General features: G+C 66.9%; 6 protein-coding genes. 4 read left to right on the forward strand and 2 right to left on the reverse strand.

Features of this window, described 5'->3' with window-relative positions; translation table 11 throughout:
• Positions 1-5: 5 nt before the first annotated feature.
• Complete coding sequence (locus tag KSS95_RS18065) at positions 6-1,334, reverse strand: alpha/beta fold hydrolase (protein ID WP_217848435.1); 1,329 nt, start codon at positions 1,332-1,334, stop codon at positions 6-8.
• A 279-nt stretch (positions 1,335-1,613) separates the two neighbouring features.
• Here KSS95_RS18065 and KSS95_RS18070 point away from each other — a divergent pair, with 279 nt between their 5' ends.
• From KSS95_RS18070 to KSS95_RS18080, 3 genes are all read left to right on the forward strand, one after another.
• A complete protein-coding gene (locus tag KSS95_RS18070) occupies positions 1,614-2,078 on the forward strand; it encodes a VOC family protein (protein ID WP_217848437.1) in 465 nt (154 codons plus the stop codon).
• An 82-nt stretch (positions 2,079-2,160) separates the two neighbouring features.
• Positions 2,161-2,778 carry a hypothetical protein gene (locus KSS95_RS18075; protein ID WP_217848439.1) on the forward strand — a complete coding sequence of 206 codons (618 nt, stop codon included), beginning with the start codon at positions 2,161-2,163 and terminating at the stop codon, positions 2,776-2,778.
• A gap of 47 nt (positions 2,779-2,825) precedes the next feature.
• Complete coding sequence (locus KSS95_RS18080) at positions 2,826-3,836, forward strand: DUF1176 domain-containing protein (RefSeq protein ID WP_217848441.1); 1,011 nt, start codon at positions 2,826-2,828, stop codon at positions 3,834-3,836.
• A gap of 112 nt (positions 3,837-3,948) precedes the next feature.
• Here the strand turns inward: KSS95_RS18080 and KSS95_RS18085 are convergent, their stop codons facing one another.
• Positions 3,949-14,754, reverse strand: coding sequence for a peroxidase family protein (locus tag KSS95_RS18085; RefSeq protein WP_217848443.1), 10,806 nt, complete (start codon positions 14,752-14,754; stop codon positions 3,949-3,951).
• Between the two features lie 616 nt (positions 14,755-15,370).
• Between KSS95_RS18085 and KSS95_RS18090 the strand changes: the two genes are divergently transcribed.
• Entirely contained in the window at positions 15,371-17,107 is a 1,737-nt protein-coding gene (locus KSS95_RS18090) for a type I secretion system permease/ATPase (protein ID WP_217848445.1), read from the forward strand.
• The last annotated feature ends 1 nt before the right edge of the window (position 17,108 follow it).

Below are 17,108 nucleotides of genomic sequence, written 5' to 3' on the forward strand. Positions count from 1 at the left end.
ACCGCTCACTCCAGCTGTTGCCGCGTGCGCCGGGCCGTTTCGTAGTGATAGTCGAAACAAGCGGCGAACTGGAACCCGTTTTCCCCGCGACAGGCCTTGAGGTAGTCGCGCCCTTGGGTACGTTCATAGATGGCCTTGCCCACCGCCGTGGCCAGGAACGCGATCACCTGGTCGCCAAAGATATCGTTGTGGCTGCCGATGAACGACTTCGAGGTGTAGATGAAGTTGACCGGCTCGTTGCTGTAGCACGGCATGCGTTGCACCTGCGGCCCGCCATTGTTGCCATCGGGCGTGCAATAGCTGGTCAGCTGCCAGTCGCCGAACCTGGTGTCTTCCAGGGTCTTGGCCGCAGCGTTGGTGTTCGCCTGCGCCGGCTCGATATCGCGGATCCGCGCCGTGTGAAACAGGCTGTAGTTGCCGAGCGCCGTGGTGTCCAGCGCCTCCTCGCGCAGGACGAACGGCATGCCGCGGTAACGGCGCTGAAGATCCACCTGGCTCCAGCTCAGGTTGACCCCCAGCCATTGCCCCGGCGGGAAGAACCAATGGGTGGCGCTGTCGTTTTCCGAGCTGATCACGTACAGCAAGGGCTGGGCCTGCGCGCCGGAAACACCGACCTTCAGGCTGTTCTCCTTGAGCAACAGCCCCTGGTCGGCCTCGATGGCCGGGTTGAGCATGATCACCGCGTCACCGAAGGCCCGTACCTTGTTGCCCAGCTGCTGGTTATGCAGGCGTTCGAGCAACTGGTCGTGCAAGGCGCTGAGGGTGATGGCCCCGCCGAAGCTGTGGCCGACGATCACCAGGTAGTTCCTGTCCTTGCGGTCGATCTGCTCCAGCTGGGTAAGCAGGTCGGTCACCCCGCCTCGGCCCACTTCCTCGGCTACCGCCTTGCGGTCCCAATAGGTCAGGTTCTCGCTGCCCAGGCCGTGCATCGACAGGCCGCGCCAACCGACGTAGATGCCGACCAGCTTGCGCTTGCCCAGCACACCGGACTGCGCCAGGTTGGCCAGCGCCTTGGTGAAGCTGACGACGTTGGCATCCTGCGGGTCGGCGTTGTGCTTCCAGCCGTGGATGAAGACCACCATGGCCAGGTCGCCTTCGGCGGAGTAACCCTTGAGGCGCTCGAGCAGTTGCTGGGTGCGCTCAGGGAAGAAATCGTTGCCACGCTCGCTGTACTCGACGAAACCGATCTCGTAGCGCGGCTTGGTATGCAGTTCGTAATAGCTGTGGCTGCACGACACCAGCGTGTCGCAGGTCACCACCTGATCGTCACGCAGGGGTTTGTTCAGGGCGCAGGCTGCCAACAGGCAGACGCAAAGCATCAGCAGGATCTTCATGATCGTATTCACCAGGTCAAGGTCACGCCGACGCGTGCTGCAGGTGCAGGCACGCGGCCAGAAGCAACGGCTTGAGCATCACGGTGGACGGGCCGGGAAACGCATCACCGGGGCACAGGTGGCGGGTGCGCGAGCAGGTATCGGCATGATGAACCCCACGGGGGTGACAGGCCCTTAATTCCGTTTAGACGCCTGGCAGATAGATGTCAAAGGGCCACATCAGCCGTTTGCGACTCTCCGCTCAACGGGCATACTGACTGCCCCTTCAGGAGCCCTGCCATGCAGCTCAAGTTCAGCCACGTGGATGTACTGGTCGCCCAGCTCGAAACTGCCTGCGCCTACTACCAACAGATGCTCGGTGCCGAGATCTCCACCACCCAGGTCTGGGACCGCGGCGGCCTGCTGGTGCGCTACGCGGTGGCACGCCTGGGCCAGGAGCGTTTCATGCTGGTCCAGCCGCTGGCCGGCAACCTCAAGACCCTGCTCGACCAGCACGGCGAGGGCATGATCTACCGCCACTGTTATTCGACCCCGGACATCGAGCTGGCCTACGACCAACTGCTGGCTGCCGGCGTGCAGCCCGAGGACGAGAACGGCCAGCCCCTGGCCCGCGCCGACCTGCAATCGCCGGCTGGCGCGCGTATCCTCTGGCTGCCCAAGCGCTTCGGGCATTTTTCCATCGAGATCCTCGAGCAGCAGTCCATCGAGCGCTTTATCGAGGGCGTGTTCGCCAGCCCGACCTAGTCGCCTTTGTCTTTCGGCACACGACAAGCCCCATGGGATTGGTGATACTGCACGCCGCCATCCCCCGAAAAGGACTTCGTCAATGAAGCGACTGCTCGCCTTGACCCTGCTCACCCTGGCCATAAGCGGCTGCGACAAGGCCGAACAGGCCACTGCGCTCACCGGCCAATGCGCCAAGGACACGGACTGCAAGGGTGAACGAATCTGCCAAAGCGCTCAGTGCGTCAACCCGCAGCCCCAGCAAGCACCCCTGAGCAAACCTGCCGCCGCCGTCCAATTGGCACCCGCGGCGCCGCGCGTGACCTATGCGCCATTGCCCGTCAGCGATGCCGGTGCCGGGCCGTTCACCTTGCAGCGGATGGGCATGGGCAGCGCATTGAACTACCCGTCCCGTGCCGGGCTGATCAACCTCATGCAGGCCATCGTCGAAGAGCCTGAATACACGGGGTACGTCACCCTCGAAAAAGCCTACGCATTCGGCCCCTCCCGCTATGTGCTGGTGATATCCACCGGCGAGGGCGGTAATGCCTGCCCCGCCTCCACCTACGTATTCAGCTTCGATAGCAGCGCTGAACAGGTCGATGGCAAGCAGCAGGTGGACGGCTGCTCGGAAATGGTCGAGAGCCTGGCCGAAGGCAACACCCTGACGATCAAGAAAGAGGGCTCGGCGAGCGTGGTGTACAACGGCCAGGTGAAGTGACAGTGCCAGGACAATCGCTCAAGGCCTGTGCGTTGCGCGGAGCACGGATGAAACTGCACGCGCTGTGCTGGCCCCTGCTGCTGCTCGGCACCCTTGCCCAGGCCCAGGTGCCCAGGGAGGGCGTCGAGTTCTCCCACAAGGATTGGGACCTGGTGTGTTTCAGGACCGGCACCTGCGTGGCCATGGGTTATTCACCCGGCGACAGCCTCGACGGCATCAGCCTGGCGCTCAATCGCCAAGCCGGCCCGCGCACGCCCTTCAGCGCCAACCTGCTGTTCGCCGACCTGGCCGGCGACCCACCGACCAGCCCGGTCAGCCTGGTGCTGGACGATGAGCGGGTCGGCCCGGCGACGGAGCATGGCCCGCGGGACTTCGTGCTCGACGAGTACGCCAGCCGACGCCTGGTCGATGCCCTGGCGGGCAACACCAGGATCCGCTTCGTCGATGCGCTCGGGCACGCCTGGCCCTTGTCCGGCGCGGGCGCGACCGCCGCGCTGCTGAAGATGGACGAACTGCAGGAGCGCCTTGGCACCCCTAGCGCCGCGGTCAGGCGCGGTGACGAGGACGAAGACCTGGTGCCAGGGCCCGAGCCTGCCTCGCCGCCCATCAGCCATCCGCCACTGCTCGACACCCGCCTCGAAGATGCCCGCCTGGCCGACGACCCGGCGCTGCGCCAAGCCCTGGCCGCCGCGCTGTCGCCCCATCAGCCCTGCCCCGACCTGCACGCCGAGCCCTTGCTGATCGAGCGGCTGGATGAGCGGCGGTTGCTGGTCAGCACGCAATGCACGGCCAACAGCTACAACACCGCGACCGGGTTCTGGGTCGCCGAGGACCGCCCCCCCTACCTGGCCCGCCTGGTGACCGAGGCCGGCAGCCGCTTCGACCGCGCGCGGGCCACCCTTGCTTCCTGGCAAATGCAAAGCCCGCGCGGCGACTGCATGAAGCGGGCGTTCTGGACCTGGGACGGCACGCGCTTCGTGCTGACCTACCGGGCCGGCTATGTGCGCTGCCGGGGGTTCAGGGACGGTGCCTGGACCGTGCCCAGCTATGTGAATTGAGGCGCTTGGCAGCGGCTATGCCGCTGTTCGCAGGCAAGGCCGGCACCTACAGACGCCTGCACGACAAAGGGGAGCGCTTCCTTGCGCTCCCCTTGCTCATGCCTGGCGCCCCTCAGCTCGCCAGGATGAAGTCCGCCGCCGTCACCGTGCCGGCATCCCCGACCCCGACCAGGCGGATCGAGTCTGGCCCGCCAAAGCTGATCAAGGTATCGGTGCCAACATCGGCGATGGTCACGCTGGCGGCGAAGGTCGCCGCGGTGATGTTGAGCGCGACGATATCCAGCCGGTCCTGGCCCCCCGCCGGGGCGGCATCGAAGCCGAACACCTGGTCGGTGCCGAAGCCTGCGGCGAACTGGAAGATATCGTTGCCGTTGCTGGCCACCAGCGAGTCGTTGCCGGCGCCACCGCTGACCGTGTCGTCGCCGGCACCGCCATCGATGAAGTCATCGCCGCTACCGCCCTGCAACGTATCGTTGGCGCCACCGCCCAGGACCGTGTCGTTGCCCTCGCCGCCCACCAGCAGGTCGCTGCCGACCCCACCATCGAGGTTGTCGTTGCCCGCACCGCCCTGCAGCGTATCGTTGCCGTTGCCGCCATTGAGCGTATCGTTGCCATCGCCGCCATCGAGGTTGTCGTCGCCCCCGTCGCCAACCAAGGTGTCGGCGCCGAGCCCGCCGAACAGCCGGTCGTTGCCGCCGTCGCCGTTGAGGGTGTCGTTGCCGGCGTTGCCATTGAGGGTGTCGTCGCCGGCATTGCCGCTGAGCAGGTCGTTGCCGCCCCCGCCGCTGATCACATTGTTCGAGCCGTTGCCGATACCGATGAAGTTGCCGACACCGGTATAGGTCAGGTTCTCGACGTTGGCGCTCAGGGTGTAGGCGGACAGCGAGGTCAACACCGTGTCGATGCCGCCACCGGCGGCCTCCACCACCGCATCCAGCACCGAGTCGACCACGTAGGTGTCGTTGCCCGCCCCCCCCACCAGCCGGTCGTCCCCCGCACCGCCGTTGAGCGTGTCGTTGCCGACCCCGCCGGTGAGGGTGTTGGCCTGCGCGTTGCCGGTACCGCTGAAGTCGCCGCTGCCGGTGTAGGCGAGGTTCTCCAGGTTGGCGCCCAGCAGGTAGCTGGCCAGGCTGGTCTGCACCAGGTCCACCCCGCCCCCCGCGGCCTCGATGACGGTGTCGGCGGCATTGTCGACGACGAAGGTGTCGTTGCCGGCACCGCCGTTCATGGCATCGGCGCCCTGCCCGCCATTGAGCAGGTCGTTGCCGTCCTCGCCGTTGAGGATGTCGTCGTCATCGCCGCCGTTGAGGGTGTCGTTGCCGGCGCCGCCGAGCAGTTGGTCCATGCCGCCGAAGCCATTGAGCGTGTCGTTGCCACCCAGGCCATTGAGCACGTCGTTGCCGACGCTGCCGTTGAGGGTGTTGGCCCCACCGGTGCCCAGCAGGTTGACGCCCGGTAGCAGGCGCACCGCGGTGGTGGCCGCGGAGGTCAGCGTCTCCTGGGCGCCGAAGCCATCGGTGTAGCGCACGATCACCCGCAGTTGCTGGCCGCCTTGCAGCAGGCCCGGGGTGAAGGTGGCGCCGGTGGCGCCGAGGATGTTGACGAAGTTGCCGGCCAGGCCCTGCTGCCACTGGAAGCTGAACGCCCCCAGGCCGTCCAGGTCGGCGATGCCGCCGGTCTGCGCGGTCAGCGCCTGGCCCAGGTCCGGGGTGGTGTCGCTGATCAGCACCGTGCCGGTAGGCGCGTCGTTGACGTTGGCCACGGGCCCGAGGATGTCCGAGGCCGCGCTTTCGACCACGCCGAAGTCATCCACGTAGCCGACCAGCACCCGCACGTTCAAGCCTACCTGGGCCTGGCCCAGGGCAAAGGTGCTGGCCGTGGCGCCGGGCGCGTTGACCCAGCCCCCGCCATTGTTGGTCTGCCACTGGAAGGTGAACGGCGCGGCGCTGATGCCGTCGGCATCGACGATGCTGGCCGGGTTGGCGGTGAGCACCTGGTTCTGCGCCAGCAGCCCGGTCACGGTCGGCCCCGCGCTGGGCGCGTTGTTGGCCGACGAGTCGACGATCTCCAGCGTGCCCTTGGCGTCCTGGTACACCGCGCGCACGCGGATGTTCAGGCCGGCGACGTCGTCCGCCACCCGATAGGTGCTGCCGATGGCCCGCGAGACCTCGCCGGCGGCGACGAAGGTGATGTCCTCGTAGACGCCGGTGCCGGGGATCGTCTCGACCTGCCAGTAGTAGGACACCGGCCCGCTCAGCGCACCGCTGGGGTTGCCGGCGCCCTGGTTGTCGGCATCGTGCACTGCCAGGTTGTTGACCCGCAGCAGTTGCCCGGCCACCGGGGTATCGTCGCGCAGGCCGGTGGCCGCATCGACGATCGCCAGGTGCCCGGTCGGGCCGTTGTTGAGCGCCGTGCCGACCCCGGATGCCTGGGCGCTGTCGGCGAACTGCAGGCGCTCGATGCCGGTCAGGCGGTCGACGCCGTCGCGGCCGACCACGGTGTCGGTGACGATCACCGTGTTGCCCTCGACGACGATGCGGTAGTCGTTGGCGATCCCGGAGAACAGCGCGGTGTCGTAGCTGTCGGTGCCCGTGAGGATCTCGCGCACGATCACCAGTTGGCCGGGGTTGTAGGTGCCCTTGAGCATCAGCGGCACCATCGGCTCCATGCTGTCGAAGCTCGCCAGTTCCGCCCCCGTGCCGTCGCTGTTGGCGCGCACGCTGATGCGCACGTTCAGCCACTTGTCACCGTCGATGATGTCGTCGCCGCCGCGGCCTTCGATCAGGTCGCTGCCGCTGCCACCGAGGATGATGTTGCCGCCGTCGTAGAACGTCGCCGCGGGCTGCAGCAGGCTGGCCAGGCCGTTGATCAGGCCGATGTTGGTCAGCACGCTGCCGTTGGCCCCGGCGGTGGGCAGCGAGGTGGCGTCCTCGTTGTCGCCGCGCAGGAAGTCGCCATGGGCCGAACCCGACAGGCCCTCCATGATGTCGAAGCGCACCAGCGCCGAGGCGCCGGAGCCAGGGACCGGCGGCACATCGAAGAAGCGGTCGCTGTAGTCGACGGTCACGCCCTGGGCCAGGCCCTTGAACGTCGCCCAGTCGTAGCCGGAGCCGCCGATGTAGCGGTCGCCGAAGCCGAGGCTGCCAACCATGATGTCGTCGCCGCCCTCACCGTTGAACTTGTCGTTCTCGTTGCCGCCGATGAACACGTCGTTGCCGATGACCGGGTCGTTGCCGAGCGGGTCGAAGTTGTCGCCGGGGGCGCCGTCCGAGGTGCCCTTCTCGATCCAGTCGTCGCCCTCGTTGCCCATGTCCTGCTCGTTGGCCTTGCTGCCGAGGATGAAGTCGTTGCCCTGCCCGCCTATGGCTTCGGAGGCATCCTCGCCGGTGACGATGAAGTCGTTGCCGAAGCCGCCGATGATCAGGTTGACGCCATTGCCACCGTGCAGCACATCGTTGCCGTCGCCGCCCTGGATGTTGTCGTCGCCGCCAACGTCGCTGATGATGTCGTCGCCGTCACCACCGCGCAGCTGGTCGTTGCCATAGCCGCCTTCGATACGGTCGTTGCCGCCATCGCCCCAGACCGTGTCGTCGCCTTCGCTGGACACCAGGATGTCATCGCCGTTGCTGCCGCCAAGCACGATGTGCTGGTCGCCGGCGTAGCGGATGTAGTTGCTGTCGGGGCCCACCGTCAACGGGCTGTCGCGGAACACCACCTGCTCGCCGTTGTCGCCCAGCGGATCGACGTTGCCCAGGCCGTCGTTGTACTGCTTGGCCTTGTTCACTTCCAGGTAGAACCCCGGGTCGGAGAACACCAGGCCCGGCAGGTGGGTGGCCGAGGTGTTGGCCATGATCAGCTTGGCGAACGAGTTGCTTTCCAGCTCGGCGTTCATCGACAGGCCGGCGGTGCGTTCCAGGTAGTAGAAGCGGTCGCCGTCCTGCAGCTTCTCCATCTGATTCTCGAACACGAAGTTGAAGGTACTGCCGAGCATGCCGCCGAACGGCGTGATCTGTTCGGCCAGGCCGCCGATCCACAGGTCGATGGCATCGACCCCGGTGACGGTCACGCCCTTGAGGTCATCGGCATTGCCCAGCACGCCGTCCTTGCCCGCCAGGTTGACGTTGGCCCAGGCGCCGGTGCCGTTGAGGAAGGCCAGGCGGTCGCTGGGTTCATTCACCCCACCGTCGCCGAACACCAGCAGCATGGCCGCGGCGCGCTTGCCTTCGAGCGTGGTCGCCGAGGTGATGGTGCCGTGGGTGCCATAGGCGGCGATGAAGTTGATCAGCGACTCGGGGTGCTTGAGGTGCTGCACCAGGTCGACCCAGCTGCTGTACGGCTTGAGCTGGGTGTCGCCGGTCTGGCCGAAGATTTCCCGGCGCACGGCGTTGAGCGACGGGATGCCGACGTCGCGGCCACGGGCGATGTTGATCGCCGGCAAGTCCAGCGGCAGGCCGAGCAGGTTGTTGCGCAGCGCCTCGGTGACGAACTCGTCGATCTCGTTGCCGGCCTGGCGGGTTACCCCGCGCACGATGGCGCTGGTCGCCTCCTCGGGGGTCACGCCACTGGCGGCATAGGCCAGCGGGTTGAGGAACGCGGCGATCAAGCCGAGTTGCTGGTTGGGGTCGCTGCTGGCCGGGTCGCCGATGGTCTTGAAGTCGATATCGAAGCGGTCGACGGTCTCGGTCAGCATCGAGTGGCCGAAGCGGTACACCGTGTGGGCGAACTCGGCGACGATCGAGGCGTCGAGGTCGACGTCATAGACCTGGGTCGGGGCGAAGAACAGGTCGACCCGCGGCTGGATGGTGCGGGCAAACTCCTCGAACACCAGGTGCTGGTACTGCATCTCGGTGCCGAACTTGGCCGCCTGGAACAGGCGTTCGCCGTTCCATACCAGCGCGTCGATCTCGGCCTGGCTGGTCGGCAAGGCCTGCACCGGCGTGAGCAGCCATTCGTTGAGAAAGCCCAGGTCGTTGGCCTCCAGCACGGTGTCCTGGGTCTGCGCCACCAGGCGGTTGTGCTCGGCATGGAAGATCGCGTGCACGGCGGTCAGGCCGATGTTCTCGTTGACCCGGCCGTCGCCGGCGATGTAGTGGGCATCCAGCAGTTCGTTGTCGTAGGCCAGGTTGGCCCCGGTCTGCGGGTTGACCGCCACGGCATTGCCGACGTCGCTGTCGGCGTCGGGCGCCAGTACGCCTGCGCTGAACACCGGCACGGCGTTGTGGGCGATGTCGGCGAGGAACTGGTGACCGGTGCGCACCGCGTTGCTCAGGTCGATCGGCGCCAGCGGGTTGCCCTCGACCAGCACATCGTCGGCGGTACCGCCCTTGCCGTCGGCGCCCTTCATCACCACCATCGGGTAGCCATGGGGGCCCTTGATGAAGTTGCCGTAGGCGTCGGTGGCCAGCAGCGGCACGTTGTCGACATCGGCGTCGGTCAGGCGGATACCGAGGATATCGCTGGCCTGGGCCTTGACCACCTTCCAGGTGGCCATGCCGCCGATCTCGTGGTCATCGCCGGTGCCGAACTTGCCGTCGCCGCCCAGGTCGCGGTTGGTGATCAGCCGGCCCGTGGCGATGGGGCCGCTGTCGGTCAGCACGTAGCCACGCAGGAACACCTGGTGCGACGGGTGCGAGCTGTAGGTCTGGTTCTGGTCGACGAACGGCGTGGTGGTGTTGGTGTGCTCGTGGATGTCGTCGCCATTGCCGAGGATGCCATCGGGCCCCGGCAGGTTGGTGGCGCGGGTCAGCACCATGAAGTTGGTGTGGCCGCCGGGCACGTACAGCGGGTCGTCCGGTTGCAGCGGGATATAGACCGTGCCCGAGCCGCCCTTGGTGACCAGGTCCAGGCCATGGTCGAAGAACTGCCCGAAGAAGGTCATCCAGGCGTTGAACGGTGCCGACAGGCCGGCGTCCGGGGCGGTGTTCTCGAACAGGAACACGTCCTTGTCGTCGCTGCTGCCGAATTCGCCGTCCATTCCCGGGCTGGTGACGATGCGCACGCCGTCCTTGAGCACGTCGTCGCTGCCCGGCGCGCCGAAGTCGAGCTTGCCGTTGGCGCCAGGGTCATAGGCGCTGGCGTAGGCGGCCGGGTTGTGCGCGGTCTGGTCGACGATCAGGTTGCTGATGGTGCGCGGCTGCGAATCGAACACCGCGCCGCTGGTCTGCTGGTACGAGGTGCCCGGTATGGCAGGCGAGCCGGGGCCAAAGAAACCGGCCGGCGCGCCCTCGGCGGGGTTGAACACCGGGTCGGTGAGCCGCGGGAAGACATTGTCGGCGGCGCCGTACTCGGTGTGGTCGTTGCCATTGAGGTTCATCAGGTTGTTGTTCGAGCCATCCACCGCGCGCAGGCCCAGCGGCGCGCGGATGTTGGGGACCAGCGAGAGGATGTCCTGCCCGGCCGCGTCGGCTTCGGCGAGCTTGATCTGGGCGAGGATGAAGTTGAGGTCGGAGCGGACCATGTGCAGGCCGGCGCCGCCGGCGCTGGCATCGACCACCGGGGTGGCCGCCGTGGGCACCTGCGGGGCGCCGGCCGCCACCACCGTGGTGGGCGCCGAGAACAGCATCTCGGTGGTGCCATGGCCGTCCTGGTAGATCGCCTTGACCCGCAGGCTCAGGCCGACCAGGTCGGGCGAGACCTTGAACGCGGTGCCATCGGCGCTCTGGAACGCCAGGTCGCCGGCCGGCAGCAGGATGATGTCCTCGAACACGCCGCTACCGGGGTCGGCCTCGAACTGCCAGTAGTAGGACACCGAGGTGTTGGCCAGGGTGCCCTGCAGGTTGCCGAGGGCGACGTTGTTGCCATCGCGCACGCCGGCCATGCTCACGCTGAGGACGTCGCCCACGGTGATCGCCCCGCCGTTGCCATCGCTGACGGTCGGGCTGCCGGTGGGTTGCAGGTTCTGCCCCGGCACCAGCACGCGCTGGCCGTCGGCGAACTGCAAGCGCTCGATATGCAGCAGGGTGTCGACGCCGTCGCGCCCGGCCACCGAGTCGCTCACCGTCCACACATCGTCGGCCAGGTCGGCGGTGCCGCGGGTGTCCTGGGTAACCTGGTAATCGGCCTGCACCCCGGAGAAGATCGCCGTGTCGAACGCCGCGCCGCCGCTCGAGGTGCCCGGCAGGATCTCGCGCACGGCCTTGAGCTGGCCAGGGTTGTAGGTGCGATCGAGCATGAACGGGATCATCTCGACCATGCTGTCGAAGCTGGCGATCTCGGGCCCGCTGTGGTTCACGTCGTCGGCGGCATACACCGCGATGCGCACGTTGATCCACTTGTCGCCGTCGATCAGGTCGTCGCCGCCGCGGCCTTCGATCAGGTCGCTGCCATTGCCGCCCAGGAGGATGTTGCCGGTGGCGAAGCCGCTGGTGGGCAACCCGGCATCGGCGAGGAACTGCGCCAGGCCGCGAATCAGTTGCACGTTGGTCAGCGCGCTGCCGGTGGTGCCGCCATGGTTGAGGATGGTCAGCGCATCGACGTCGTCGCCCTTGAGCACGTCGGCGAACTTCGAGCCCGACACCCCCTCGACTTCGGCGAAGCGGTCGAGGATCGAGGCCGGCGAGGCGCCGACCGGGTTGAACACACCGGCATTCTGGTTCGGCGCGTTGCCATGGGGCTGGGCCAGGGCCGCCAGGCTCAGGTCGACGGTGACGCCGACCTGGTCGTTCTTGTAGGTCACCCAGTCGAAACCGGACATGCCGTCCATCTTGTCCTGGGCATCGCTGCCGACGAAGATGTCGTCGCCGCCCTCGCCGATCATTTCATCGAAACCACCGCCGCCGACGAAGATGTCGTTGCCGACCACGTCGTCGGTCAGCAGCGGCGCGAAGTTGTCGCCCGGCGCGCCGTCCTGGGTGCCCTTCTCGATCCAGTCGTCGCCCTCGTTGCCGGTGGGCGGCAGGTTGGTCTTGGCGCCGAGGATGAAGTCATCGCCCTGGCCGCCGAAGGTGGTGGTGATGTCCTCGGTAGTGACGATGAAGTCCTGGCCGTCGCCGCCGAGGATCAGGTTGCCGGCGGCGAGCATGCTGCCGACCACGATCACGTCGTTGCCGGCGTTGCCTTCCAGGCGGTTGTCGCCGAACGAGTCGCAGATGATGTCGTCGCCGGCACCGCCGAGCACCGCGTCGTTGCCGGCGCCGCCTTCGAGGTAGTCGTTGCCGGCATCGCCGTAGAGCGTGTCGTCGCCGTCGCCGGAAATGATGATGTCGTTGCCGGCGGTGCCGCCGAGCACCACGTGGTCTTCGCCGGTGTAGTGCAGGTAGTTGCTGTCGGGGTCCGGCGTGTCGGGGTTGTCGCGGATCACCAGCGGCACCACTTCGACGCCGTTGATCATGATGCCGCCGGTGGGGTCGGCGCGGCCGTCGTCACCCAGCCCGGTAAACTGGTTGGCGGCATTGACCTCGAGGGTGAAGGTCGGGGTCAGGAATACCGTGTTGGACAGGTGGGTGACGTCGGAGTTGGCCATGATCAGCTTGGCGAACGAGTTGTTCTCCAGCTCCGTGCCGAAGTTCAGGCCCGCGGTGCGCGACAGGTAGTAGAAGCGGTCGCCGTTCTGCAGGGCCTCAAGCTGGGTCTCGAAGACGAAGTTGAACGACGAGCCGAGCATGCCGCCGAACGGCATCTTCTCCTCGGCCAGGCCGCCGACCCAGAAGTCGATGGCATCGACCCCGGTGACGGTCACCCCGGTAATGTCGTCGGCAGTGCCCAGCACCCCGTCCTTGCCGGCCCGGCTGACGTTGCTCCAGGGGCCGGTGCCGTTGAGGAAGTCCAGGCGATCGCCCGGCGCGCCGGGGCCGCCGAACACCAGGGCCATGGCCGCGGCGCGCTTGTCGGCGACGCTGCTGACCGAGGTGATCGATGCGTGGGTGCCGTAGGCGGCAATGAAGTTGACCAGCGAGGCCGGGTGCTTGAGGTGGTCGGCGAAATCGACCCAGCTGATGTACGGCTTGAGCTGGCTATCGCCGGTCATGCTGTAGAACTCGCGGCGCGCCTCGTTCAGCGAGGGGATGCCAGTGTCGCGGCCACGGGCCAGGTTCAGTGCCGGCAGGTCCAGCGGCAGGCCGAGCAGGTTGTTGCGCAGCGCCTCGGTGACGAACTCGTCGATCTCGTTGCCGACCTGGCGGGTCACGCCACGGATGATCGCCCCGGCGGCCTGGTCGGCGGTGGCGCCGCTGCCGGCGAAGGCCAGCGGGTTGAGAAACGCGGCGATCAGGCCCAGTTGCTGGTCGGGGTTGTCGGGGTCGGACAGCACCGGGTTGAACGCCGGGTCGAAGCGGTCGACGGTTTCGGTCAGCATCGAGTGGCCGAAGCGGTACACCACATGGGCGAACTCGGCGAGGATCGCCGGGTTGATCGAGGTGTCGTAGCCGTTGGGCGCGAGGAACTCGTCGATCTGCGGCTGCAGGGTGCGGGCGAACTCTTCGAACACCAGGTGCTGGTACTGCATCTCGGTGCCGAACTTGGCGGCCTGGAACAGGCGCTCGCCGTTCCACGCCAGGGCGGCGACTTCGGCCGCGCTGGTGGGCATGGCGGCGACCGGAGTCAGCAGCCACTGGTTGAGGAAAGCCACGTCGCCGGCACCAAGCACGGTGTCCTTGGTCTGCTGCACCAGGCGGTTGTGCTCGGAGTGGAACACATGGTGCACGGCGGTCAGGCCGATGTTCTCGTTGACCCGGCCATCGCCGGCGATGTAGTGGGCATCGAGCAGCTCGTTGTCGTAGGTCAGGTTGTTGCCGCCCGCACCGACCACCTGGGCATTGCCAATGGCGCTGTCGCCGTCGGCCTGCAGCACGCCGCCAAGCGACACCGGCTCGGCGTTGTGGGCGATGTCGTCGAGGAAGCCATGGCCGGTGCCCACCGCGTTGAACAGGCTGATGGGCGCGGCGCGGTTGCCTTCGACCAGGGTGGTGACGTCGTCGGCGGTGCCGGCGATGCCGTCGGCGCCGTTGCCCACGCGCATCACCACCTGGGGCATGCCATTGGGCCCGCGCAGGAAGTTGCCATAGTCGTCGGTGGCCAGCAGCGGCACGTTGTGCACGTTGGCGTCGGTCAGGTCGATGCCGAGCACGTCGCGGGCCTGGGCCTTGACCACCGCCCAGGTGGCCATGCCGCCGCTCTCGCCGTTGCCGTCGTCAAGGGTGCCGAACTTGCCGTCGGCGCCCAGGCTGCGGTTGGTGATCAGGCGCCCGGTGGCCACCGGGTCGCCGTCGGCGTTGAGCGCGTACTCGCGCAGGAACACCTGGTGCGAGGGGTGCGAGCTGTAGGTCTGGCTCTGGTCGACGAACGGCGAGGTGGTGTTGGTCTGCCCGCCCTGGGCGTCGCGCACGGCCCGCGGCAGGACCATGAAGTTGGTCGGGCTGGCCGGGTTGAACAGCGGGTCGTCCTGCTGCAGCGGGATGAACACGAAGGCGCTGCTGCTCTTGGTCACCAGGTCCAGGCCATGGTCGAAGAACTGGCCGAAGAAGGTCATCCAGGCGTTGAAGCTGGCGGTCAGGCCGGCATCCGGCGAGACGTTGGGGATGAAGAACACCTCCTTGTCGTCGTTGGTGCCGAACACCCCATCCAGACCGGGGCTGAGCACCGGCGCGGCGCCGCCGTTGGCCTCGAGCGCCGCCGGGTTGTGCGCGGTCTGGTCGACGATCAGGTTGCTGATGACCCGTGGCTGGCTGTCGCTCAGGGTGCCGGTGCCGGCGTAGCTCGCCCGGTACTGGGCGTCCAGCAGGCGCAGGAAGGCATTGTCCGAGGCGCCGAACTCGCTTTGCCCAGCCACCAGATTGTTGTTGCTGCCATCGACGCTGCGCAGGCCGAACGGCACCTGGCTGTTGGGCAACAGCTCGACCAGGCTGATGCCCTTGGCATGGGCCTCGGCAATGAAGATCTGCTTGAGGATGAATTCCAGGTCGGACTTGTTGAAATTGGCCATTTGGCTTGACCTCGATCTTGTGGTGGGGGCACACGCGGGCGCGCCGCGTCTGGCCGAAGGCATGCACGGTGGAAGGTGACGTCGTGGCGAGGCGAACGCGGGCGCGCAAGCGCGCCACGCAGCGTCAGCCGCTGGGGCGTGGCTGGCCGCGGGCCTTGGGTGGCCCGTGGTTGGGCGAGGATGAGGCGAACTTCCTGTAGGACCCATTCACTCGGAAAAAGAACAGGGATCGGGCCATGTTCTGCTCCTACAGGAATGTCGGCAGGGGCTCGGGGTGCGCAGGGGACAACAGCAGCGCGACAAAAAATCCCACGAACTGAATAAGACTAAAGTTGTAACAAAAAAAATTGTCAATATTACGTCAATAAAAAACTTCACTCATCGCTAACGCTTCTCAACTCACTGTTTTTAATAGGAAGTTGGAGGATCATTTAGAGCAAAACGATATTACAAAATGTTTCTACGCCACCTACGCTGCCGATAAGTGGAATACGCCGCAGCGAATTCGGCTAACGCGCCAAAAGAGCGTCACACCGCCTGCAGACCGTCAACCACGAGGCTTTCAGCCAGTCCGCCGCAACGGCGACCGGTTTTTCGTAGAGGGAGGTCAGCGCTAATGTCCCGGCAAACAGCTACCCGTTCCGAACTGGCCGACGCACTGTTTCGCCTGCGACACAGTTTTTATGCCTTGGCCGGGTTCAGTGGCGTGATCAATGTCATGATGTTGACGCCCGCCATCTACATGCTGCAGGTCTACGACCGCGCGCTGGTCAGCCGCAATGTCACCACGCTGGGCATGCTCACGGTGCTGGTGGTGGGGCTGTTCCTGCTGATGGCCACCCTGGAGATGGTTCGCACCCGGGTGCTGATCCGGGTTGGCAACCGCCTGGACATGGACCTCAATCGGCGCCTGTTCAGCGCCGCCTTCGAACGCAACCTGAGCCGGGCCGGCGGCAGCCCCGGGCAGGCCCTGCAGGACCTGGCGCAGGTGCGCCAGTTCCTCACCGGCAACGGCCTGTTCGCCTTCTTCGATGCACCCTGGACGCCGATCTACCTGCTGGTGGCCTACCTGATCCACCCGTTGCTCGGGCTGGTCACGCTGATCGGCTCGCTGATCCTGGTGGCCCTGGCCTGGCTGACCGAGAAGGCCACGCAGAAGCCCCTGGCCGAAGCCAACAACGCCGCCCTCGCCTCGGCCAACTACGCCAACAACAACTTGCGCAACGCCGAGGTCATCGAGGCCATGGGCATGCTCCCGGCGATCAGCCAGCGCTGGTTCCACAGCCACCTGCGCATCCTGCGCATGCAGGGCCTGGCCTCCGACCGCGCCGCCCTGATCAGCGGCAGCGGGCGCTTCGTGCGCATCACCCTGCAATCGTTGATCCTCGGCACCGGCGCCCTGCTGGCGATCGAGGGCAAGATCACCCCCGGCATGATGATCGCCTGCTCGATCCTCACCGGCCGTGCCCTGGCCCCGGTGGAACAGGTGATCGCCTCGTGGAAGCAACTGCTCGGCTGCCGCCTGGCCTGGGGCCGGCTCAACGACCTGTTGCAGGAGTACCCACGGCGCCCACCGAGCATGTCGCTGCTGCGCCCTGTGGGCATGCTGGCGGTGGAGAACGTGTATGCCGGCGCTCCCGGCACCGGCAACACCATCCTGCGCGGGGTCAGCCTGGCCCTGGCGCCCGGCGAAAGCCTCGGCGTCATCGGCCCATCGGCCTCGGGCAAGTCCACCCTCGCCCGCCTGCTGGTCGGCGTGTGGCCGACCCAGGCCGGCAAGGTGCGCCTGGACGGCGCCGACATCTTCACCTGGAACAAGGCCGAACTCGGCCCCTGGCTCGGCTACCTGCCCCAGGACGTCGAACTGTTCGAGGGCAGCATCGCCGAGAACATCGCCCGCTTCGCCGAAGTGGACAGCGACGCGGTGATCCGCGCCGCCCGCAGCAGCGGCGTGCACGAGATGATCCTGCGCTTCCCCCAGGGTTACGACACCCGCCTGAGCGCCGACGGCAGCCCGCTGTCCGGCGGCCAGAAACAACGCATCGCCCTGGCCCGGGCGCTGTATGGCGAACCCAACCTGGTGGTGCTCGACGAGCCCAACGCCAACCTCGACGACCTCGGCGAAAAGGCCCTGGTCGAGGCCCTGGCCGAACTCAAGGCGCGCGGGGCCACGGTGGTGCTGATCTCGCACCGGCCCAACGTGCTGTGCGCCGTGGACAAGGTGCTGATGCTGCGTGACGGCGGCGTGCAGATGCTCGGCACCCGCGACGAAGTGTTCGCCGCCCTGCGCACCGCCAGCGTCATCCCTGGCGGCGCTGCGGCGCCCCTGGCCGCCGTCAAGGTACGGGAGTAAC

The organism is Pseudomonas muyukensis (assembly GCF_019139535.1).
Taxonomy (GTDB): Bacteria; Pseudomonadota; Gammaproteobacteria; order Pseudomonadales; family Pseudomonadaceae; genus Aquipseudomonas; species Aquipseudomonas muyukensis.